General features: G+C 42.6%; 20 protein-coding genes. 15 read left to right on the forward strand and 5 right to left on the reverse strand.

Annotation, left to right across the window (positions count from 1 at the left end; genetic code table 11):
- Positions 1–113 precede the first annotated feature (113 nt).
- On the forward strand, positions 114–647 hold the full coding sequence (locus F0145_RS08690) for a D-glycero-alpha-D-manno-heptose-1,7-bisphosphate 7-phosphatase (RefSeq protein WP_150087964.1): 534 nt from the start codon (positions 114–116) through the stop codon (positions 645–647).
- A 38-nt stretch (positions 648–685) separates the two neighbouring features.
- Here F0145_RS08690 and F0145_RS26160 read toward each other — a convergent pair whose 3' ends face one another.
- Both F0145_RS26160 and F0145_RS08695 read right to left on the reverse strand, forming a co-directional pair.
- Positions 686–841 carry a hypothetical protein gene (locus F0145_RS26160; RefSeq protein WP_190277506.1) on the reverse strand — a complete coding sequence of 52 codons (156 nt, stop codon included), beginning with the start codon at positions 839–841 and terminating at the stop codon, positions 686–688.
- Positions 842–913: 72 nt separating this feature from the next.
- Complete coding sequence (locus F0145_RS08695; protein ID WP_150087965.1) at positions 914–2311, reverse strand: type III PLP-dependent enzyme domain-containing protein; 1398 nt, start codon at positions 2309–2311, stop codon at positions 914–916.
- 269 nt (positions 2312–2580) lie between these two features.
- On the opposite strand from F0145_RS08695, the gene argS reads away from it, so the two are divergent.
- Genes argS through F0145_RS08710 form a run of 3 tightly spaced genes read left to right on the forward strand, consistent with a single transcriptional unit; the run spans position 2581 to position 5969 of the window.
- On the forward strand, positions 2581–4368 hold the full coding sequence (gene argS / locus F0145_RS08700) for an arginine--tRNA ligase (RefSeq protein ID WP_190277507.1): 1788 nt from the start codon (positions 2581–2583) through the stop codon (positions 4366–4368).
- Between the two features lie 16 nt (positions 4369–4384).
- Positions 4385–5026: a glutathione peroxidase gene (locus tag F0145_RS08705; RefSeq protein WP_317133170.1), complete on the forward strand. Its 642-nt coding sequence runs from the start codon at positions 4385–4387 to the stop codon at positions 5024–5026.
- 28 nt (positions 5027–5054) lie between these two features.
- Entirely contained in the window at positions 5055–5969 is a 915-nt protein-coding gene (locus F0145_RS08710; protein ID WP_150087967.1) for a 1,4-dihydroxy-2-naphthoate polyprenyltransferase, read from the forward strand.
- A gap of 21 nt (positions 5970–5990) precedes the next feature.
- On the opposite strand, the gene F0145_RS08715 is transcribed toward F0145_RS08710, so the two are convergent.
- Positions 5991–7358: a DEAD/DEAH box helicase gene (locus F0145_RS08715; RefSeq protein WP_223815902.1), complete on the reverse strand. Its 1368-nt coding sequence runs from the start codon at positions 7356–7358 to the stop codon at positions 5991–5993.
- Between the two features lie 452 nt (positions 7359–7810).
- Here F0145_RS08715 and F0145_RS08720 point away from each other — a divergent pair, with 452 nt between their 5' ends.
- The 3 genes from F0145_RS08720 (at position 7811) to F0145_RS08730 (ending at position 11978) form a co-directional block, all read left to right on the forward strand.
- Positions 7811–10279 (forward strand): T9SS type A sorting domain-containing protein, encoded by a 2469-nt coding sequence (locus tag F0145_RS08720; RefSeq protein ID WP_150087969.1) that lies wholly within the window; start codon positions 7811–7813, stop codon positions 10277–10279.
- A gap of 150 nt (positions 10280–10429) precedes the next feature.
- Entirely contained in the window at positions 10430–11182 is a 753-nt protein-coding gene (locus tag F0145_RS08725) for a YebC/PmpR family DNA-binding transcriptional regulator (protein WP_150087971.1), read from the forward strand.
- 118 nt (positions 11183–11300) lie between these two features.
- The gene (locus tag F0145_RS08730) at positions 11301–11978 is read left to right on the forward strand and encodes a hypothetical protein (RefSeq protein WP_150087973.1); all 678 of its coding nucleotides are present in this window, start codon (positions 11301–11303) and stop codon (positions 11976–11978) included.
- A 158-nt stretch (positions 11979–12136) separates the two neighbouring features.
- Here the strand turns inward: F0145_RS08730 and F0145_RS08735 are convergent, their stop codons facing one another.
- Positions 12137–14014: an ABC-F family ATP-binding cassette domain-containing protein gene (locus F0145_RS08735; protein ID WP_150087975.1), complete on the reverse strand. Its 1878-nt coding sequence runs from the start codon at positions 14012–14014 to the stop codon at positions 12137–12139.
- Between the two features lie 202 nt (positions 14015–14216).
- On the opposite strand from F0145_RS08735, the gene F0145_RS08740 reads away from it, so the two are divergent.
- From F0145_RS08740 to F0145_RS08760, 5 genes are all read left to right on the forward strand, one after another.
- The gene (locus tag F0145_RS08740; RefSeq protein WP_150087977.1) at positions 14217–14822 is read left to right on the forward strand and encodes an FmdB family zinc ribbon protein; all 606 of its coding nucleotides are present in this window, start codon (positions 14217–14219) and stop codon (positions 14820–14822) included.
- A 66-nt stretch (positions 14823–14888) separates the two neighbouring features.
- On the forward strand, positions 14889–15188 hold the full coding sequence (locus tag F0145_RS08745) for a helix-turn-helix domain-containing protein (RefSeq protein WP_150087979.1): 300 nt from the start codon (positions 14889–14891) through the stop codon (positions 15186–15188).
- A gap of 180 nt (positions 15189–15368) precedes the next feature.
- On the forward strand, positions 15369–17207 hold the full coding sequence (locus tag F0145_RS08750) for a sialate O-acetylesterase (protein WP_223815904.1): 1839 nt from the start codon (positions 15369–15371) through the stop codon (positions 17205–17207).
- A 225-nt stretch (positions 17208–17432) separates the two neighbouring features.
- The gene (locus F0145_RS08755) at positions 17433–17831 is read left to right on the forward strand and encodes a hypothetical protein (RefSeq protein WP_150087983.1); all 399 of its coding nucleotides are present in this window, start codon (positions 17433–17435) and stop codon (positions 17829–17831) included.
- Positions 17832–17916: 85 nt separating this feature from the next.
- Positions 17917–18114 (forward strand): hypothetical protein, encoded by a 198-nt coding sequence (locus F0145_RS08760; protein ID WP_150087985.1) that lies wholly within the window; start codon positions 17917–17919, stop codon positions 18112–18114.
- A 168-nt stretch (positions 18115–18282) separates the two neighbouring features.
- On the opposite strand, the gene F0145_RS08765 is transcribed toward F0145_RS08760, so the two are convergent.
- Complete coding sequence (locus F0145_RS08765) at positions 18283–18699, reverse strand: SPW repeat protein (protein ID WP_150087987.1); 417 nt, start codon at positions 18697–18699, stop codon at positions 18283–18285.
- Positions 18700–18949: 250 nt separating this feature from the next.
- Here F0145_RS08765 and murI point away from each other — a divergent pair, with 250 nt between their 5' ends.
- The 3 genes from murI (at position 18950) to F0145_RS08780 (ending at position 22136) form a co-directional block, all read left to right on the forward strand.
- Positions 18950–19768, forward strand: a complete 819-nt coding sequence (gene murI / locus F0145_RS08770) for a glutamate racemase (protein WP_150087989.1) — start codon at positions 18950–18952, stop codon at positions 19766–19768.
- Positions 19769–19937: 169 nt separating this feature from the next.
- On the forward strand, positions 19938–20528 hold the full coding sequence (locus F0145_RS08775) for a hypothetical protein (RefSeq protein ID WP_150087991.1): 591 nt from the start codon (positions 19938–19940) through the stop codon (positions 20526–20528).
- Between the two features lie 387 nt (positions 20529–20915).
- A complete protein-coding gene (locus F0145_RS08780; protein ID WP_223815905.1) occupies positions 20916–22136 on the forward strand; it encodes a glutathionylspermidine synthase family protein in 1221 nt (406 codons plus the stop codon).
- The last annotated feature ends 43 nt before the right edge of the window (positions 22137–22179 follow it).

Genomic DNA, 22179 nt, shown 5'->3' on the forward strand with positions numbered 1-22179 from the left:
TGGGTTTAGCAAAATTGATAATTTGGCTGGTTGCCCACCATACCTTAAAATAATATTGCTTTTTGTATCTTGGCACCGCTGTTTTAAAATTTAACAACAGGCTAGAGAATTTAATGCAATTAAATAAATGTGTATTTCTGGACCGGGACGGCGTGCTGAACGAAGAGCGGGGCGATTATACCTACCGGGTAGAAGATTTTAATATTATTACCGGGGTGCCGGAAGCCTTGCAAATATTAAAAGCAGCCGGTTACCGGTTGGTAATAGTTACAAACCAGGGCGGCATTGCCAAAGGCTTGTACACTAAAACCAATATGCTGGCTTGTCACCAGAAATTGCAGCAGGCTTGTAATTATTTAATTGATGCTATTTATTATGCGCCGGCGCACCCATCGGTATCGGCGTCTTTGGCCCGCAAACCCGATAGTTTAATGCTGGAAAAAGCTATTGCCCGCTTTAACCTGGATATAACGCAATCGTGGTTGGTAGGCGACCAGCACCGCGATATTTTAGCGGCCCAGAAAGTAGGGGTAAAACCAATCTGGATAAAAAACGAACCAACAGCGCCTTTAACAGACGTTTTAGTAGCGCCGGATTTATTAGCAGCGGCTAAACTAATTACCCAAAACAATAAAACCGGCAAATAATTACCGGTTTTATGTGTTAATGGCTAAAAGGCAAATGCTTAGCTACGGTTAGCATCGGCTTTTACGCCAGATATATCTTTAGCGAAGTGGGTTGGAGCCTGCTCCTTACTCTTAGAATAAGCCGGACAGGTTTTTTGAGAGCAAGAGGCCGTACCCATTAGGCAAACCGCCGCAATTAAAGTTAATAGTTTCATGTATCTGGTTGTATTATAAAGCCAAAAATATAATTTATTTTATAATAAGCAAAATATAGTTAAATAAATATTTTACTTATAACCAAGTATTTTCAGCATCGATTCACTGCTTTGTTCTTCGGCAAACAGCCAGCTTTTTAAATTACCCGTTTCGTCCCGGTCGATGATAACGTGTTTGGGCGCCGGAATAAGGCAATGCTTAATGCCGCCGTAACCGCTCAACGATTCCTGGTAAGCGCCTGTATGGAAGAACCCGATATATAACGGTTCAGGTTCCTGTTTTGTTATCTTGGGTAAAAAAACCTGGAACGAATGTATTTCGGAGTTATAATAATCCTGGCTGTCGCAGGTTAAACCGCCAATCTGAATGCGCTGGTATTCTTTACGCAAATGGTTAATAGCCAATAATATATAGCGCTGGCTCAGGGCCCAGGAATCGGGTAGGTTGGTAATAAACGAACCATCTATCATGTACCAAAGCTCTTTATCGTTCTGGAGTTTTAAATCCAGAATAGAATAAATATTGGCCCCGCTTTCGCCTACGGTAAAAATACCGAACTCGGTAAAAATATTGGGTTCCGGCACACCTTCTTCTTTACAAATCCGTTGAATGGTGCGCAATATTTCTTCTATCATGTACCGGTAATTGTACTCAAACTGGATAGAAGTTTTTATCGGAAAGCCACCCCCAATATCAATCGAATCTAATTCGGGACAAACCTTTTTCAGTTCGCAATATTTATGCACAAACCGGCTGAGTTCGCTCCAGTAATAACTGGTATCTTTTATGCCGCTGTTAATAAAATAATGGAGCATTTTCAGCTCAAACTTAGCGTCGTCTTTTATTTTGTTCAGGTATAAATCTACCACATCGTTGTAGCGGATACCCAGCCGCGAAGTATAAAATTCGAATTTGGGTTCTTCATCCGAAGCTACCCGTATACCCAGGCGGCACTTTTGGTTTACGTGTTCTTTGTAATAATCTATCTCGTCCAGGTTATCCAGTATGGGCGTGCAGTTGTAAAAGCCATCGTTCAGCAAATCCGAAATATTGCGGCGGTAAGCTTCGCGTTTGTAGCCATTGCAAATCACGTAAGTATCTTTGCGCAGCTTACCTTTTTCGTAAAGCGACCGAATAATCGGAATATCGTAACCGGATGAAGTTTCAATGTGAATATCGTTTTTTAAAGCTTCTTCCAGCACAAAAGAAAAGTGCGACGACTTGGTGCAGTACGCATAAGTATATTTGCCTTGGTAATTCAGCTTCTCCATCGACTCCCGGAAAAGCTTTTTAGCTTTCTGAATTTGGGAGCTGATTTTAGGTAAGTAAGTAAGTTTTAAAGGAGTACCGTATTCTTTAATAATTTCCATTAACGGAATACCGTTGAAAATCATTTGGTCATCTTCCACATGAAATTCTTCGGTCGGGAAATCAAACGTCTGATTTATCAGATCTATGTATTTATCCATCTTTTGTGTTTAGTCCTAACTGGTCGTGTAAAATTGTTTGTATTTTACCATCTTTGCAAAAACTTTGTTCGGCGGTAATTAAAATAACAACTGTATTTACCTTTTAAAACGGGTAATTATTGTACTTAATAAAGCTAAGTTAGTTATACCTTACTTATACTAAGCCAAACAAATAAACGAATAAACGGGGTAATAATTTTTTTATTACCCGGAACTTAAATATTAAATATTTGCCGCGGTTAATTTAAACGCAGCGGTTTAAAGCAGATATGATAGCCTTAGAAAAGAAAATAGCCGAAGCGGTTAGTGGTGCCTTACAAACCTTGTTTTCGGTAAGCCTGGCGGCCGAAGAAGTTAACTTGCAGCCTACCCGTAAAGATTTTGCCGGCACCTTTACGTTTGTAACTTTCCCCTATACCAAAACGCTGGGTAAAGGCCCCGAACAAATTGGCAATGCTCTGGGAGAATATTTAAAAACGAATGTACCCGAAGTAGCCGATTACAATGTGGTAAAAGGTTTCCTGAACCTGGTAATCAGCGATGAAACCTGGGTGGGCGTTTTCGGAAATTTATTTAACGAACAAACTGCTGAGACCGGTAAGCGGGAGAAGGTGGTAGTGGAATATTCTTCGCCGAATACGAACAAGCCGCTGCACCTGGGCCATTTGCGCAATAATTTTTTGGGTTATTCCGTAGCCGAAATATTAAAAGAAAACGGCAAGGATGTAGTAAAAGTAAATCTGGTAAACGACCGCGGTATTCATATTTGTAAATCGATGGTGGCTTACCAATTATTAGGTAACGGCGAAACGCCGGAATTGGCGGGCATCAAAGGCGACCACCTGGCCGGTAAATATTACGTGGCTTTCGATAAAATATACAAAGAACAGATAGGGGAAATGGTGGTGCAGGGCATAGAGCCTGATAAAGCCAAAAAAGAGGCGCCTATAATGCAGCAGGCCCAGCAAATGCTGGTACAGTGGGAGCAAGGCGATGAAGAAGTGATGAACCTCTGGCGCACCATGAACGGCTGGGTGTACGCCGGCTTCGACGAAACGTACCGTACCATTGGCGTAGACTTTGATAAATTTTATTACGAATCCGAAACCTATTTATTAGGTAAAGACTTTGTGGCCGAAGGACTGGCGCAAGGAATATTTTTTAAGAAACCCGATGGTTCAGTTTGGGTAGATTTAAAAGAAGAAGGCCTCGACGAAAAACTGGTGCTCCGCGCCGACGGTACGTCGGTGTATATTACCCAGGATTTAGGCACCGCCCAACTGAAGTACGACGATTTTAAATACGATACCTCTATTTACGTAATTGCCGACGAGCAGAATTACCACATGCAGGTATTAAAATCTATTCTGCAAAAAATGGGCAAGCCTTACGCCCAAGGTATTCTGCATTTATCTTACGGCATGGTAGATTTGCCATCGGGTAAAATGAAATCGCGCGAAGGTACCGTGGTAGACGCCGATGAACTGGTAGCCGAAATGGTGGAAACTGCCCGCCAGCGCACCGATGAATTAGGTAAAATTGAAGGCTTATCTGAACTGGAAGCGCAGCAACTTTATTTAACTTTGGCTATGGGGGCGCTCAAATATTTCCTGCTGAAGGTCGATCCGAAAAAACGGATGCTGTTCAACCCCGAAGAATCTATTAATTTCCAAGGGAATACCGGGCCGTTTATTCAATATACCCACGCCCGGATTGCGGCTATTATGCGTAAAGCTGCCGAACTGGGTATAACCGCCGAGGTAAACAGGTTTGAAAATTTAACTAACCTGCACGAAACCGAAGCCGAAGTAGTGGCTTTGTTAGCCTCTTACCCCAAAGTAGTAGCCGAGGCGGCTAATTTATTTGCGCCATCGGTTATTGGGCAGTATGCGTACGATTTAGCCAAAGCTTACAACCGTTTTTATACCGAAGTCTCTATTTTCCAGGAAATTAATCCGGCGGCTTTGGCTTTCCGGGTAGCGCTTTCGGGCAAAGTAGCCGAAAAGATTAAAAACGCGATGCGGTTGCTGGGGATTAACGTGCCCGATCGGATGTAACTGAATATTATCTGGCATGAAATATTGGTGGCAAATAATGCTGGGCAAAAGCTGGTATAAACAATTTTGGGTTTTAGTAGTATGTATGGAACTGGCTGCCTGCGGGCAGCAAACTTCTGAAACTAAAAACATAACTACAATGGAAGATAATACCACTATTCAGGCCAGCGAAAATGCCCAGCATCCTTCGGTTTATGATTTTGAATTTAAGACCCTGCAAGGAGAATTAATCGCGCTAAACGAGTTTAAAGGCCGCAAAATGCTGCTGGTAAATGTAGCTTCGGAATGCGGTTATACCCCGCAGTATAAAGAACTGCAGGCACTTTACGAAAAATACGGCGATAGAGTAGTAGTACTTGGTTTTCCGGCTAACGATTTTGGTGGCCAGGAGCCCGGTTCTAATGAAGAAATAGCCACTTTTTGTGAGCGCAATTACGGCGTGCAGTTTCCGGTGTTCCAAAAAATATCGGTTACCGGCTCTGAGATGCATCCTTTGTATAAATACCTTTCGAATAAATCATTAAACGGGGTAACAGACGAAGCACCCAACTGGAATTTTTGCAAATACCTGATCGATGAAAATGGTAATGTAGTAAAGTTTTTTCCTTCCAAGGTGGCTCCGCTTAGTCCCGAGATTGTGGATGCTATTGTAAATTAAATGATTGCTTTTTGCTTAAATATTTTCTGTGAGTAGTTCGGGTAGTAAGGTTAAAGCTTGGATATCGGCCTTTCGGTTGCGCACCTTGCCTTTGGCCCTGGCCAGTATTGGTATGGGTAGTTTTTTAGCTGCGGCTGAAGGTAAGTTTAACCTGGCAGTGGTAGGTTGGTGTATGCTCACTACGCTGCTCTTACAAATATTATCGAACTTAGCCAACGACTACGGGGATACCAAGCACGGCGCTGACAGTATTCACCGCCAGGGTCCCCAGCGAGCGGTACAAGCTGGACTGATTACACCAGGCCAAATGAAAAGAGCCATGGTAATATTTACCTTATTATCGCTTTTTTCGGGCTTAATGCTGCTCTGGACGGCTTTCGGGCACGAAGGCTTATACCTTTTTCTTCTCTTTTTAGGGTTGGGCTTAGCCGCTATTTGGGCAGCTATTAATTACACCGCCGGGGCAAAACCTTACGGTTACGCCGGCTTAGGCGATATTTCGGTATTTTTATTTTTTGGTTTGGTAGGAGTAGGCGGTACTTACTTTTTACAGACTCAAAGCCTGAACTATCGTATTTTGTTGCCGGCAGCAAGTCTGGGTTTTTTTTCCACGGCGGTACTCAACGTAAATAATATCCGCGATATTGAATCGGACCGATTAGCGGGGAAATATTCCCTACCTGTTCGGTTGGGGCCTATAAAAGCCCGGATTTACCATTTAGTGCTTTTAACGGCGGGTTTTTTAGCTTCCCTGTTTTTTGTGCTGCTTACTTCCCACAATAATTGGCAATTTTTATTTTTGTTGGCCTTGCCCTTGCTGGGGTTTAACGGTTGGCAGGTCTGGCGTATTCGGCAATCAAAAGCTTTAGACCCCTACTTAAAACAAATGGCGCTTACCACTTTGGTATTCGTCGTTTCTTTCGGGATCGGATTATTGCTCTAATAAATTTCTTAATCTTTTAGCTTAGCTTTCAGTAACGGGCGGTGTGGGGGCGGCGCTGTCTTTGGCCTGCGGTTTATTGTTCCGGGGCTGAAAAGGTTTTTTTGGTCGCTCAGCAGCATTACTGGGCGTACTGCTACTTTTAGTACCGTTGCTACTTTTACGATTACTGCTGCTTTTATTATTCCGGTTCCGATTACGGTTGCGGTTTTCGCCGGAGGCCGGTTTCGCGCCACCAGATTTATATTCCGGAGCCGGGCCAAATTCTTCGGGAACCGGTAGTTTGGGTAATTCCTTTTCGATTAATTTCTCGATACGGCTTATCCGGTATTGCTCTTTTTCATTAATAAAAGTAATAGCCGTGCCGGTGGTAGCAGCTCGCGCCGTCCGGCCAATGCGGTGCACATAATCTTCGGCATCGTGCGGTACATCAAAGTTTATAATGTGGCTAATATTATCTACGTCTATGCCGCGCGACAAAATATCGGTAGCCACCAATATTTTAAATTGCTTGTTTCGGAAACCCTGCATGGCCGCTTCGCGCTCTTCCTGAGTCCGGTCCGACATAATGCCTTCGGCCGTGTGGCCCATTTTCCGTAGCGCTTTCACAATTTCGTTTACCGCCGATTTACGCGAGGTAAAAATAATCATGCTTTGCACTTCCAGTTCCTTTATCAGGTGCTGCAGCAAAGGCAATTTTTGCTTATCGTGCACTACGTAGCTGCGCTGATCAATGCCTTCGGCGGGCTTCGAAACCGCTAAGCTTATTTCGGTGGGGTCTTTTAATATTTTGCGGGCCAGTTCCCTTATTTTACCCGGCATGGTAGCCGAAAATAATAGTGTTTGTCTTTGTTGGGGTAGGTGGCGTACAATGCGCATAATATCGTCCATAAAGCCCATGTCCAGCATTTTGTCGGCTTCATCTAATATTAGGTACTCTAGCTTCTCCAGCTTTACATAACCCATGTTCATGTGGGCTATAAAACGGCCCGGAGTGGCCACAATAATATCAGCACCACTGGTTATGGCTTTTTTCTGGGCATCCCAGCTATCGCCTTTATTGCCGCCGTAAATGGCTATGCTCTGCGCCGGTACAAAATAGGCAAAGCCTTCTATCTGTTCATCTATCTGTTTGGCCAGTTCGCGGGTAGGTACTAAAATTAGCGTGCTGGTATGGTCGTGGTTGGCGTGCGATATTTTATCGAGCAGCGGTAGTAAATAAGCTGCCGTTTTACCAGTACCGGTCTGGGCACAGGCAATCATATCTTTATTCGCTAATATCTCGGGAATGGCCTGCTGCTGAATAGGCGTTGGACTTTTGTAACCCATGGCCTGGATGCCGGCTAATAAATCTTCGTGGAGATTAAAAGCTTCAAATGTTTCTACACTCATTAAAGTTAATTATTTATTAATCTGTAAAAATATAACTTTTTTCTATTAATCTATTTTATTCTGACCAGTTCTACAAGTTCTTATTCCAGAACTTACCAATAAGATAACATCAACTTGCCAAAGCAGTTTAAGGCGCTTTACAGAATTGGTAAAATAAATATATATTACTACTAATTTGTTAGTTAAATCCTATTATTATATGTAACCTAAATATATGATTTTTACTATTTATAAGTAAAATATTGCTGTATATACATAATAGAGTGTGATTTTGGGTTGATTAAATATGTAAATTAAATTTTAAATATATAAAAAAGTGCAACTGTTAAATAGCGCAATCGTTAAAGTAATTATAACCAAAACAGCTCTAACATCAAATGTAACGACCAAATCTTTAACGTGGAAACTTGTGCAGAACGAACAGATTGTAGAACAATTAATGCTTTTTTATTATGAATAAATACCTACTTCCCATATTTACTTTTCTCTTCTCAGTATTTTTATCTTTCTCTTTGTTAGCCCAAGGCAAGGGCGGTGGTAATAATGGCGGTAATAAGTACCAAATACTTGGAAATCAGCAACCGTGTATCGGCTCTTTAGAAACATATACTATTACACCTCACCCTGGCAACAATGCCATTGATTGGAAATGGGAACCTCCTCGGGCAGACGGTGATATTCCTTGGGTACTGGAATCACTATCTGACGACAAAACAAAAGCTACTTTCCGGGTTGGTGATAAACCAGGTACAGTAAAAGCCACACCAATCCCAGGAACAATTAATGTCGAAACCTTGCCGGTGCATCCGGGACGCGAGTTACAAATATCAATTAATGGGTCGAATGCTGTTTGTGCTAGCACCCAACAGGTTTATAAATTAGTAGTAAATAACCTGGGCAACGGAAATAAAGGAGGGAAAAATATTAGCCTTGATGACCTGGATATTACCTGGAACGTAACCGGATTTACAGTAGTTAGTGGCCAAAATTCCGGTACCTTAACCGTTAGTGCTGCACCTGGCTTTACAGGTGGTACCGTAAGCGTATCGGTAAATGTACCGGGCCAGAACAGCGGACCCGGCAATAATGGCAGAGGTGTAGGTCCTATAACTGGTTTTTGCGGCGGCACTGTTAATGCTAGTTTGCAGGTTGGTTTAGGTAATAATTGTGTACCGCCTTGTCCGGCTACTACGGTTTCTATTGCCGGGCCTACCAGCGTTTGCCCAACACCAACTGATTATGAACTGGACGATTTACCAGTCTATACTGCGCAGGTAACCAATGGCAACGCTAGTTTAACTTATGGTTGGGAGGTACCCACCGGCTGGCAAATAGTTTCGGGAACCGGTTCTAACACCATTCGGGTGCGGGTTGGTACAACTCCCGGCTCGGTAAAAGTTAGCGTAAATAATAATTGTGCAACGTCACCAGCTACCGCTACTCAGGCCATAATTTTTAGTAACAACTGTCCGGTTCCTACTTCAGAATGTCCGGCTACTACGGTAGCTATAACCGGTCCGGGTATGGTTTGCCCGGCACCCGAAGATTTTTCGCGGGATGATTTAGTAACGTATGTGGCCGAAGTTACCAATGGTACTTCCGACCTGGTTTACGACTGGGATGTACCGGCCGGTTGGCAAATTATTGCCGGCGCTAGTTCAGATAGGGTGCAGGTACGCGTAGGCAACATGCCGGGGCAGGTTAGTGTTAAGGTTACCAATAATTGTTCGGGGTCAGCTTCGGCTTCGCGTCTGATTGCTTTTGGCAACAACTGTCCGGTTCCTACCTCGGAGTGCCCTAATCCAACAGTAGTTATTAATGGTCCGGGTTCTGTATGCGCCAACCAAGCCCAGTTAGTTAAATATACGGCTTCGGTAACTAATCAGGGCATGGCAGCCGTTACCTATAACTGGACGGTATCGCCGGGCTGGCAAATTGTAAGCGGCCACGGTACCAACGAAATTGAAGTTAAGGTAGGTAGTACAACCGGCGAAGTAGCATTAACCCTGGATAACGATTGTGGTAGTAAGGCTACGGCTTCCCGCAATGTGGAACTCAGAACGGACTGCGATACGCCGCCAACATGTCAGGCACCAACGGTAACGATTGAGGGCCCAGCCAGTATCTGTGCTTTCCAGGACGAACCGGTAACATTTACGGCTAAGGTTACAAATACTACTTCTGATATTACTTATAACTGGGAAGTACCGGAAGATTGGTTTATTCTTTCGCAAACCGGGCCTACTTTAGTTGTGAGCGTTGGTTTCTCATCCGGGCCGGTAATTGTAACCGTTACAAACCGCTGCAACGAAGCTACCGATGCGGTAAGCCCACTGGTAGATGAAAATTGTACGCCGCTGGAGCCGCTGCCGGTTGAATTAATCAGTTTTGCCGGTGAATCTACAAAAGAAGGAATATTGCTGACGTGGAGTACGGCTTCTGAGAAAAACAACGATTATTTTGAGCTGGAGCGGAGCGCCGATGGTAAAACCTACGCTAAAATAGGTCAGGAAAAAGGAAAAGGTACCACCAACAGCCGCCAGATGTATACGTTACGCGACAACCGCGCCAGCCAGGGTACCTATTATTATCGCCTGAAACAAGTTGATTTAGACGGAACATTTACCTACAGCAATGTAATAGCGGTAAAACATGGCTTCGGCCTGGGCAGAGCCAACCTGGTAGTGGCACCTAACCCGGTAAGCAGCGGCCAGTTTACCTTGCGCTTACCCGAAGCAGCAACCAACGCCCAGTTACAGATTCTGGATTTAAATGGCCGATTAATGGCCACTCAAAACCTGGAAGCTGGGGTTACGGAAGCAAGTTTCTCGACCCAAAATCTGCAATTACGCGCTGGTAATTATATAATTAAAATTATAGATGGGGCCAATGTAAGCCATGCCAAAATGATTGTGCGGTAAAACTGTTTTTGAATATTTTACAAAGGCGGCAGCCGTCTGGTTAAACAACCGGGCGGCTGCCGCTGACTTTTAGACAACTTAGCCTGTATTTTTGCTGGTAAATTTTAGTAAATTGAACCACTTTTTTACAACCAACCAGAATTAAGTTTTATGTCAGGGCATAGTAAGTGGTCGACGATTAAGCGCAAAAAAGGAGCCTTAGATGCGAAAAGGTCTAAGGTGTTCACCAAAATAATAAAAGAAATAACGGTAGCGGTTCGCGAAGGCGGCCCAGACCCGGATGGCAATCCCCGGTTACGGTTAGCTATCCAGAACAGCAAAGCGGCCAACATGCCCAAAGACAACGTAGAACGGGCCATTAAAAAGGGCAGCGGCGCCGATAGTGATGCATACCACGAAGTTTTTTACGAAGGTTATGCCAGCCACGGCGTAGCTGTTTTTGTAGAATGCCTTACCGATAACTTAAACCGGACCATACAAAATGTTAGATCGGCTTTTAACAAGCACGGTGGCAACCTGGGTACCAAAGGCTCGCTGGAGTTTATATTCGACCGGAAAGGCGTATTTACCATTAAACTGAGCGATAATGTAACCTTAAACGAAGATGATTTTACGTTGGAAATGATAGATGCCGGCGCCGAGGACATAGAGTTTGAAGAAGAATATGTAACCGTATACTGCTCGATGGAAGATTTTGGCACTTTGCAAAAGAAAACCGAGGCGCTAAAACTGGAAGTGGAGAACGCAGAATTGCAACGCATACCCAAAACTACCGTGGCTCTGGATGCTGAAGGATTAAAGAAAGTAATGAAACTGATTGATGTTCTGGAAGATGACGATGATGTACAAAAAGTATATCATAACATAGAATTGAACGAAGAAGCCTTAGCAGCTTTGGATTAACAAAATTTTATCTTTTTAAAAAATTATTTAACTTCACTCTTAATAAATTAGAAATTTTTTAACGTATAACGTATTTCAGAAATAATTGTGATTTCTGTAGTAAAATAAAGGATTTATAATGGACGATAGACTTGAAGTTATTTTTGAGGGTTTAAAACAGAAATCATCTACTAAGCAAATTATATATCGTAACACCAAAGAAACCTTTGATCAACTGCGGGTAGTTGCGTCCGAAATTGTGGACCAGCTCAGCCAAAAAATTACCGAGGTTGATTCGAGTGTTATTATTGAATACCGGAATATTAATGATTTTGAGTTTCAGATAAAGTTTTCGGGCGATCTGCTGATTTTTGTAATGCATTCTAACGTAATTACTTTTCCGGAAGATCATGAATTAATGAGCAACCCTTATGTAGAAGAAGATTTTCGGCGGCGGTTTTTTGGGCACATAATGGCTTATAATTTTATGGCCGATTCTATAAAATACGGCCGCATGACCGATCCGGGTTATTTGCTGGCCCGTTTCCTGGTAAACTTCGAAAGTCATTTTCACCTGGAAGGCGTTACGCAACTGGATTTGGAATATACCGATATTGCTAACAGTATTATTGACGACAAGGCGCTGCGGCTTTTTATAGAAAGCACCATGATTGCTTCGGTAAACAACGACTTAATGGCCCCCGACCTGGATGATATTAAGCGTATAACCGTGAAGCAGAAGATGGAAAACCAGCAGGTAAGCCGCGGCCAAAAGCTGGGTTTCAGTTTTAGCTACGAACAGCAAAGCCAGATGTAAGACCCGTACTTTTACAAAAGAATATTTTACAAAAAGTTACACCTTTAAAATAAGCTATAAACAGAAAATCCCCTCTCAGGAGGGGATTTTCTGTTTAATATTAAATATTTCTAAACAGCCATTGCTTTTAGTTGGGCCGAAAGCATGATAGTCTGGGATTAGTCCATTAATTCCGATAACTCCAGCCAACGCTCGGTTTTAGCATCTAGTTCTGATTCTACTTTCTTTAGTAAAGCCGCTGCTTCAGTAATTTTACGATGATCTGCGTTTCCGCTGTTCATCTCCTGGAGCAAGGCTGCTTTCTGATTTTCCAGTTCGGCAATTTCGGAATCTAGCTGCTCAAATTCCCGTTTTTCGCTAAAAGAAGCTTTTTTCTTTTTATTAGCTTCGGGCTGGTTGTTCGCTTGGGTGGTTGGGGCAGGAGCGGGTTTGATTTGGTTTTTTTCTGTTTCCTGTTCCGCTAAATATTCGCGGTAATCGGTGTAATTGCCGGGGAAGGTTTTAACTTCACCATCGCCTTCAAATACAAATACGTGTTCTACCAGCCGGTCCATAAAATACCGGTCGTGCGATACAATTAATAAACAACCGCCAAAGTTTAGTAAAAAGTCTTCCAGAATATTAAGGGTAATAATATCCAGGTCGTTGGTCGGCTCATCCAGAATCAGGAAGTTGGGATTTTTAATAAGTACCCGCAGCAACTGAAGCCGCCGTTTTTCGCCGCCGCTAAGTTTGCTCACAAACGTATATTGCATGGCCGGGCTAAACTGAAAATGCTGTAAAAACTGCGCCGCCGTTATGGTTTCGCCGTTGCCGGTTTCTACTACTTCGGCAATATCTTTCACAATATCTATTACGCGCTGGTCTTCTTTAAAAGTAAGTTCCTGCTGCGTATAGTAGCCAAAAACGGTTGTTTCGCCAGTTTCAACTACGCCACTGTCGGGTTTAATTTTGCCCGTTAGCATATTCAGGAAAGTGGTTTTTCCCGCCCCGTTCTTGCCAATAATACCAATGCGATCTTTCTTTTTAAAAGTGTAAGAAAAATCTTCTAATATTTTCTTCTCACCAAAAGCCTTGCTGATGTGTTCTACTTCGATAATTTTGCCGCCCTGCCGCGTCGTTTTTACCGATAATTCTAAGTTGGCTTTTGTTACTTTAGAATTCGCCTTATCTTTTAAATCGTAAAAAGCTTCAATCCTGGATTTGGATTTGGTGCCGCGGGCCTGTGGTTGCCGGCGCATCCATTCCAGTTCTTTGCGCATCAGGTTCCGGGCTTTTTCAATTTCGGCGTCCTGCTGCTGCTCGCGCTCGTCTTTTTTCTGAACAAAATAGCTGTAATTGCCTTTGTAGGTGTAAATATTGCCCCGTTCCAGTTCAGCAATTTCGGTAGCCACCCGGTCCAGAAAATACCGGTCGTGGGTTACCATTAACAAGGTTTGCTGCGAAGAGGCTAATAGGCCTTCTAGCCACTCAATGGTATCCAGGTCCAGGTGGTTGGTTGGTTCATCCAGAATAAGCAAGTCAGGCTCATCAATTAATACCCGCGCCATCGCTACCCGCTTCCGTTGGCCCCCCGACAAAGTACTTATCTGGCTATCGAGGTTATGAATACCTAACTGCGATAATATTTGCTTTATTTTTAACTCGTATTCCCAGGCTTGCAGGGCATCCATGCGCTCAATTAATTCCTGCATTTTAGCCGCGCTGGTATTTGGGTTTTCCAGGCAGCGTTCGTATTCCTGAATGGTATCTAATATTTGGTTACCCGAAGCAAAAATGGTTTGCTGCACGGTAAAGCTCTCGTTAAAAACCGGTTGCTGCCCCAAAAAGCCTACTTTAACGCCTTTGCGCACACTCACCGAGCCGCTATCGGGCGGAATATTACCCGCCAGTACGTTTAGTAAAGTAGATTTGCCGGAGCCGTTTATGCCCACCAAAGCAATTTTCTGGCCTTGGCTAATGCCAAAGTTAAGATCCTGAAAAAGCGGTTTTTCGCCGTAAGATTTAGAAATAGATTCAGCCGAAAGGTAATTCATACTACAAAGTTACCTAAAATAGCTTAATGCTGGAAAAGAGAAAGTAAAACTAGAGCAGAGATGTAAGGAGATTTCTAAGTATTTGATATTTCTCGAACAAGAGATAAGTATAAATTCTAATATAAACTTTTGCTTATATTTCTCTAAATTGGAGGGTTAAACGTAATACTTTTGTTTATAAGCAAATTAGGTAGCATTCATAATGATAAACGAACAATTAAGATATTCAGGACTACCAGCCGCTCATCAATGGTACATGACTGACTTTTTAGTTAGATGTCCTAAGTGTGCAAATGCAGCAGAGATTACAGTTGATGATTCCTGTTTTCAGAATAATGGTAAACTGTATTGTTCAAATTGTAGCCATTTAGAATTTGCAAAGGATTTAATAAGGTATAATGTGACAATTATCCGAAACTGCGACAATTGTGGAAAGCATTTTGAGAAAGTCATTCCTAATTTAAAAGAAAAAGTTAACGAAGTTTCTCTTGCATGCCCTCATTGTGGTGTTATGCGGACATTCACAGCCAGGAATGATGCAGTCAAATTGGCTTATAAAAATTCAGGAAAGGCAATTGACCCTATATTTAAATTGGCTTTATGGTTTCAGGAGAATGTTAGAGGAAATCTGTTCTGGGCTTATAATAGACGCCATCTCCAAGAAATAAAAAATTATGTGAGTTCCAAATTGAGGGAAAGGCAAACCACCACCCATACAACAATGGTTGAGCGGTTACCAAATTTCATAAAGGAAGCAAAGAATAGGGAGGCTATTTTAAAAGCTATAGAAAAGTTAGAAAAAAGATAGGAAACGTTGCCTAACTTAATACGATGCGACTAAAAATGAATATTTTACACTTAAGAGGAAAGAGCCATGACAGATTATAAAGGAGTTAAAACGTTCGACGAACTGATCGAAAGGGAACACGGAAAAATTGGTACAGACAGCCTCAATAAATATGAAGAAGGCGCTCAGATGTTTATTTTAAGTGAGATGCTGAAGCAAGCCCGCAAAGAAGCAAAGATGACGCAAGAGCAGTTGGCTCAGAAAGCAGGGACTAAAAAGAGCTACATTTCCAGAATCGAAAATGCAAGAGGTGATATACAACTTTCAACCTTAATTAGAATATTTGAAAAGGATCTTAACAAGAAAATCGGCCTGACTTTCCTTTAAATTTCTCCTCTAAATAGTTGTACATTTCAGGCCTTTATTTTTCTTATTGTCCGACAGAATCAGCAATAACATCCTTCATTATAAATGAATAAAATCCAGTCATTAATACTTTTAATACTTCTTTTTACAAGTACAAAGACTATAGCCCAAATTAAGTTACCACGCCTGATAAGCGACGGCATGGTTTTACAAAGAGATGCCAAAACCAAAGTTTGGGGTTGGGCTGCACCTAGCGAAAAAGTTAGTTTAAAATTCAATAATAAACAGTACAGTACCACCGCCGATAAAGCAGGCAATTGGACCATATTATTGCCGCCCCAAGTAGCGGGCGGACCTCACGAAATGGTCTTCTCGGCCAGCAATGCTGTTACCGTAAAAGATATTCTTTTTGGCGATGTCTGGATTTGTAGCGGCCAATCGAACATGGAACTGCCCATGGCCAGGGTTAGCGACAAATACGCTGAAATTATAGCCAAAGCAGATAACCCTCATATTCGACAGTTTGAGGTGCAGGATAAATATAATTTTAAAGGTCCGAATAAAGATTTACAAGCCGGCCAGTGGATAAGCGTAAATGCAAAAGATATTTATAAGTTTTCGGCGGTAGCTTATTTTTTTGCCAATGATTTGTATACCAAATACAAAATTCCGATTGGTTTAATTAATTCGGCTTTGGGTGGTTCGCCTGCCGAAGCCTGGATTAGCAAAACCGCCCTGAAAAGTTTCCCGGCGCAATACCAGGAAGCTCAAAAGTTTAAAGACGATAACCTGATTGCCCAAATAGAAGAAAGTAACCGCCAGGTAAATAATAGTTGGCATACGCTTTTAAACCAAACCGATGCAGGTGTAAAGCAAAAGTGGTCTGGGGCGGTTTTGAATGATGCAGACTGGAGCCAGATGAATATTCCGGGGTATTGGGCCGATGATAAATTAGGAGCGGTAAATGGCTCGGTTTGGTTCCGGAAAGAAGTAAATGTACCTAAAACGTTAATGGGTAAACCGGCTAAACTATTGCTCGGCAGAATTGTAGATGCCGATTCAGTTTTTATAAACGGGGTTTTCGTGGGTACAACCAGTTACCAATATCCGCCCCGGAAATATCCATTGCAAAACAATATTATAAAAGAGGGTAAAAATATAATTGCAGTTCGGGTTATTAGCCAATCGGGGAAGGGCGGGTTTGTACCGGATAAACCTTATAAACTGGTGCTAGGCCAGGACTCGCTTGATTTAACCGGACTGTGGAAATATAAACTCGGGGCTAAAATGGAGCCAGTGCCGGGGCAAACAACCGTGCGGTGGAAACCTACCGGATTATTTAATGCCATGATTGCTCCCCTCCTAAATTATAGCATAAAAGGAGTGGTTTGGTACCAGGGTGAATCTAACACCGACAATCCGGGCAATTACACCAACCTAATGAAAACCCTTATTCAGGATTGGCGGACGCGATGGAACCAAGGAAATTTCCCTTTTATTATGGTACAGCTAGCTAATTTTATGGAAACGAGCGATAAGCCAACCGAAAGTAATTGGGCAACTTTACGCCAAGCGCAATTAAATACCCTGGCTGTTCCGAACACCGGTTTGGCCGTAGCCATAGATGCCGGCGAATGGAACGATATTCACCCGTTAAATAAACAAACCATAGGCAAACGCCTGGCTCTCCAAGCCATGAACCTCGCCTATAACGACAAAAAAGTAATACCATCAGGTCCAATTTTTAAATCGGTAAAACGAGAGGATAATAAACTCATTATATCGTTTGCGCATACCGGCAGCGGTTTAGTAGCCTTGGGTAATAAAGAACTAAAGTATTTTGCGATTTCCGGGGAGGATAAAAAGTTTGTGTGGGCCAAAGCCGAAATAAAAGGCAATCAGGTATTTGTGTGGCAGGAGGGCATTGCTAATCCGGTAACCGTAAGGTATGCCTGGGCCGATAACCCTGAAGGAGCTAACCTGTATAATACAGCGCAATTGCCGGCCTCGCCGTTCGAAGCAAGCATTAAGTCTAAATAAAAGCACTATAGGTTGGGTTATTGATTAAGTAATACAGAAAAGATTCGTTGGAAATATTGATTAGAAATAGAGTTTAAGTAATTAGAGGTTTTGCTGCCGGCGAATGCTAATAAGTTGACTGCTAGGCTGTATTCTGCTGGAATATTGGAGTAGCCTGCTTATAATTCAAAAATATTTCGTAATATCAGCTACAAAATGAAGGCCTGTACTGCTGAAAATTATTGCATGAAAACGGAAAAGGTTATGCAGGAAAAGAAATTTAAAACAGGACTATTGTATATAGTTCTGTTTCTGAATGTTTTTGCTTTTTCGGGTTATACAAGTGGTTCCGAAATAAACCACCAACCGAAAACAACAATAGAGTGGGTTTCTGCAACTAGGTCTACTGCTAAACGAACGGTTTCTTACAAGAGTGCTTCTCAATTTCATACTGCAAACACTACCGTAGTTTTCAGCAGAACCGAATTCAGGAAAGCCTTAATTATTTATAGTAATCTTGTAAAAACTAAAATAGCCCTGCTGATTAAGCAAGCTTTTTCGCTCAGCCCACCTGTTAAATTTTTATACTTAAAAGCTATCCCGCCAAGATTAGCTGAAGACGTGCCCCATTCCCTTTTGGGATAACCACTTTCCTCGCTTATTCTATTTTAAATAATTTAAATATTAGTTGCTGCTGATACGGTGGCAACTTATCCCTATTTGTACAATCATGAAAAACTTCAAAAGAATATTGAAGTTGTCGGCGGTGGTGTTGCTGATGGTGCTGGCCTCCATTGGAATGAGTTTGGCCGGACCAGTTCCTGTATCACCAAATAAAAGAAAAGAGAATGACAACGGAATAAAAATAGAACTGGTTGAAGCAAAAGAAGAAGATGAATTTCAATCAGAGCTTAACCAAATAGGCTAGCAATAATTTACTTATTATTGTTGAAGATGAGTCTAAGACGCACAAAAATAAATTATTTACGTGCATTAGGCTAAGTTAATTACTTGAAAACAGGAAAATAAAAAAGGCCGGATTAGCCGGCCTTTTTTATTTAATTAAAGTTGTTTGTCTGTTTGTATTACCGTTTTATTACAAACGGTTATGATGGTTACCAGTAATGTCGTTAACGGCATTGCTAACCGGGTTTCTAGAGTGTGCATAAGTTGGCACGGTACGGGTCATTAAAGAAGCAGCAACTTCCATCAGACCTAAAATTACGTGCGGCGCCCAAACGGTATCACTAAAACCAAAAATCCAGGGTGAAGCGGCTAAGAAAAGACCAGCCAATAAATCCATGGTTAAGTGGGTACGCATCGAAATAGTTTTAATCATACCCATTTCGTAATCGGTCATGATGGCTTGCAACAGCATGACGATACCAATTATAACAGGTACCCAGGTTTCGGCACCACCGGCATCAAAATTAAAAATCCAAGGGGAAGCTATTAATAAAACGCCCATCAGATAATCCATTATCCCATGGACCCTTGTTGAAATAAATCTCATATATTATTATCTCCTTTTTTAGTTAACAGTAATAAACTCACTGTATGGGCTTATACGCCCTCGTTGTTCAAATAGTTAGAGTTTAATTATAAAATTTATTATAATTAACTAGCTGATAAATACTTAAATAACGAATATTGTTATTGGATTAATTATAAAAAACAATCAGTAAAAATACCGTTAGTAAAACTACGGATAAGCTAAAAACCATAATTTATTCTCTTAACTTTGCCCTTCAGCAGTGCAGAAAATGGCAGAAACAGAACGCAAAAAACAACCTATTGGCATATTCGACAGCGGCATAGGCGGCCTTACGGTAGCCCATGCTATTACCGAATTATTGCCCCATGAACAAATATTATACTTTGGTGATACCGCGCATTTACCCTACGGCGATAAATCCACGGCGGCCATCCAGGCTTACGCGGTTAAAATCTGCGATTTGCTGGTGCGGCAAAAATGTAAGGTTATCTTAATTGCCTGCAACTCAGCTTCGGCAGCGGCTTACGATTTGGTGCGCGAATACGTAGGCAGCAAAGCCAAAGCCTTAAATGTAATTGACCCGGTAATTGCGTACGTGGGCGAACATTACCCCAACCAAACCATTGGCCTGATTGGCACCAAGCAAACGGTAAACTCTAATGTTTACCGCAAAAAAATAGACGACCTTAACCAAAATATTACTTTGCACTCGGTGGCTACGCCCTTGCTGGCTGCTATGATTGAAGAAGGGTTTTTTAATAATAATATTAGCGAGAGCATTATTCAGGCTTATTTGTCCGATGCATCGCTGCAGGATATAGAAGCGCTTATATTGGGCTGTACACATTATCCGCTGATCAAAAATCAGATAAGTAATTATTACCAGGGCCGGGTAGAGATTGTGGATGCTTCGCAGATTGTGGCGCAGCACGTGAAAACTTTTCTGGAAAAAGAAAACTTAGCGGCCGAAGCCTTAACAAAGGACCATACTTTTTACGTATCCGATTTTACCCGGTCCTTTGAAGCTTCTACCCGCATTTTCTTCGGGCGCGAAGTACAACTGGAACATTATCCGCTGTGGGAGTAGGCGATTTTTAGCTATAGAAACAATATTTTTGGCTTCCCGTGTAAATGGGTTGTAATATATTACCTGTTAAAACTGTAAAATCCATCAAAAACCTAAATATTACGGTGATATAAACGTTCTATTTAATACAAGACTGCAGCTTTCGGGCTGCACATAACCGACTGAATTTATGAAAAGAAGATATTTACGGATTGGCGACTGGAAACGCAATGTGCTGATAGTAGCCACTGCTTCCTGTTTGGGCCTGACCGCTTGTGATAATGGTAACCAAACGGAGCAGGGCGCCACAGCCGATTGGTCGGGTGGACAAACTAATACCAAAGGCGTAATTACCGAACTAACCGAGGTAAGCCCCGATAAATGGCAGATAACCGATGAGCGTCCGGCTGGTGTTGGTGAAGTGGCCGCCATTGTGCGGCATTACGATGGCCAGATAGATACCCTGAAAGGCGAAGCCCTGCAACAGCAAATGCAACAATATGCTTCGGTGCACCCTACTAACACCAACGGTTTTGGCATGATGGATGTACTTATGTGGAGCAGTATTGGGTACATGGCCGGCCGGATGATGTCGCCGAACCCTCGGTATTATGCCAACCCCAACGTAATGAACCGCACCAGCGCCTGGCGCAACGATATTTCGCAGCAACGGGGCCGGGGCGCTACTTACGGTACGGGTACCAATACCAGCCGCCGTACGGCAGCTCCAGCCGGCCGCTCCGGTGTTTTCTCCGGCCGCAGTGGTGGTTTTTATTCGTAATGATTATTTGGTTGTTGTTGTCTTCACCTGAATATTTTTCGATGATCTAAATTTCAACCAGAAAATACTTTTACCAGCAAACCCGGCAGTTTAGAAATTTGCCGGGTTTTTTATAGCTGTTTTATTTAACTGCTGTTAGGCAAAAGTTTAAATAATAAAATTTTAAATAATATGGATTTAAGCAATCCATCTCTGTCATTCAGGAGGAAACTATTTGGCTGCATGCTCAATAGTTTCCTACGGAATGACACGAGTGGGTTCAAAATGCCAAAATTTAATATTTGCCGAACTTTTGCGTAACACCATTTAATAATTTTCCGAAACAGCTTTTAGCTTCAACTTAAAGCCTTCATACCGTCTGGCATTTTAAACCTAAAAACAAAAAAAGTGGCCATCTATTCTGCAGATAAAAATATTGGTTCAACCAACTGGAGTAATAAAATAAAACTGGTAAGCCACGGCGGCGATATTGCTTCGGCTTTGCACGGGTTGGGTTGGAATTGGGTACTCGAAGATGAATGCAGCAATTATTTGCCCGGCGAAGCCGTAGTGTTGCCCCAGGCCCAGGCTGATGATTTATTACGCGCGGCCGACGAGCTTTACGAAATGATGGTGGGCGTTGTGCCCGATGATTTACCCGACGATTTCCTACGCCAATTGGCAATACCAGAAAACTTGTGGGGCTTGGTGCGGCATTCCTGGAACGATGACCGGCACTGGCATTTGTACGGCCGCTTCGACCTGGCCCAGACTACCGATGGTCCTAAACTAATAGAATTTAACGCTGATACCGCCACTGGTATTCCCGAAACAGCTGTGGTACAATGGGCCAGCTTAGCCGCCGCCGGTAAAAATGATGCTTCCCAGGCCTCTGGTTTGTACGAGGCTTTGGTAGCGCAATTTAGTCGGTGGTTAGAGAAAAATAATGATTTGGAACCGGCCTTGCTGATAACCTACATAGGCGCCAGCGCCGAAGATTATACCAATTGCGAAGTTTTGGCACAGGTTGCCCAGGAGGCAGGTTTCGATACGCATCTTTGTGCGATAGAAGAAGTAACTTTTACAGCCTTTGGCGAAGACCGCGGCATTTGGGCCCAAACCAGCACCGACGAATGGCAGCGTTTTTCGTTTGTATATAAATTATTGCCCTGGGAGCAACTGGCCTGGGAAGAACCGGAACTGATTAAAGATTTAGATATTTTACTCCGCACCCGCAACGTCGTAATTGCCAACCCGGCTTATACCTTAATATTACAAAGCAAGGGCATGCTGGCTTATTTGTGGCAAAACTTTCCGTACCACCCCTTGCTGTTAGAAACTTCTTTTGGTCGGCTGGGCGGTCATTACGTAACCAAACCTTTTTACGGCCGCGAAGGCCAGAACGTAGAAGTAATTCAAAGCGGCGAATCTGTTATTCGGACCGAAGGCGAATTTGCCGACCAGCCCAAAATTTACCAGCGCTATTGCCAGTTTCCGCAAGACGAAGCCGGTAATCTTTACCAAACCGGGGTGTTTTGGGCCGGTGAAGGATGTGCCATTGGGTACCGACGCGCACCCGGTATCATCAACAATACCTCCCAGTTTTTAGCGCATTTGTTGGAAGAATAACAATAAATATTCCTTTGCTTTTAAACAAAGCCATCATTTGGGT

Origin of the sequence: Adhaeribacter rhizoryzae, from assembly GCF_008629685.1 — a bacterium.
GTDB classification, from domain to species: Bacteria; Bacteroidota; Bacteroidia; order Cytophagales; family Hymenobacteraceae; genus Adhaeribacter; species Adhaeribacter rhizoryzae.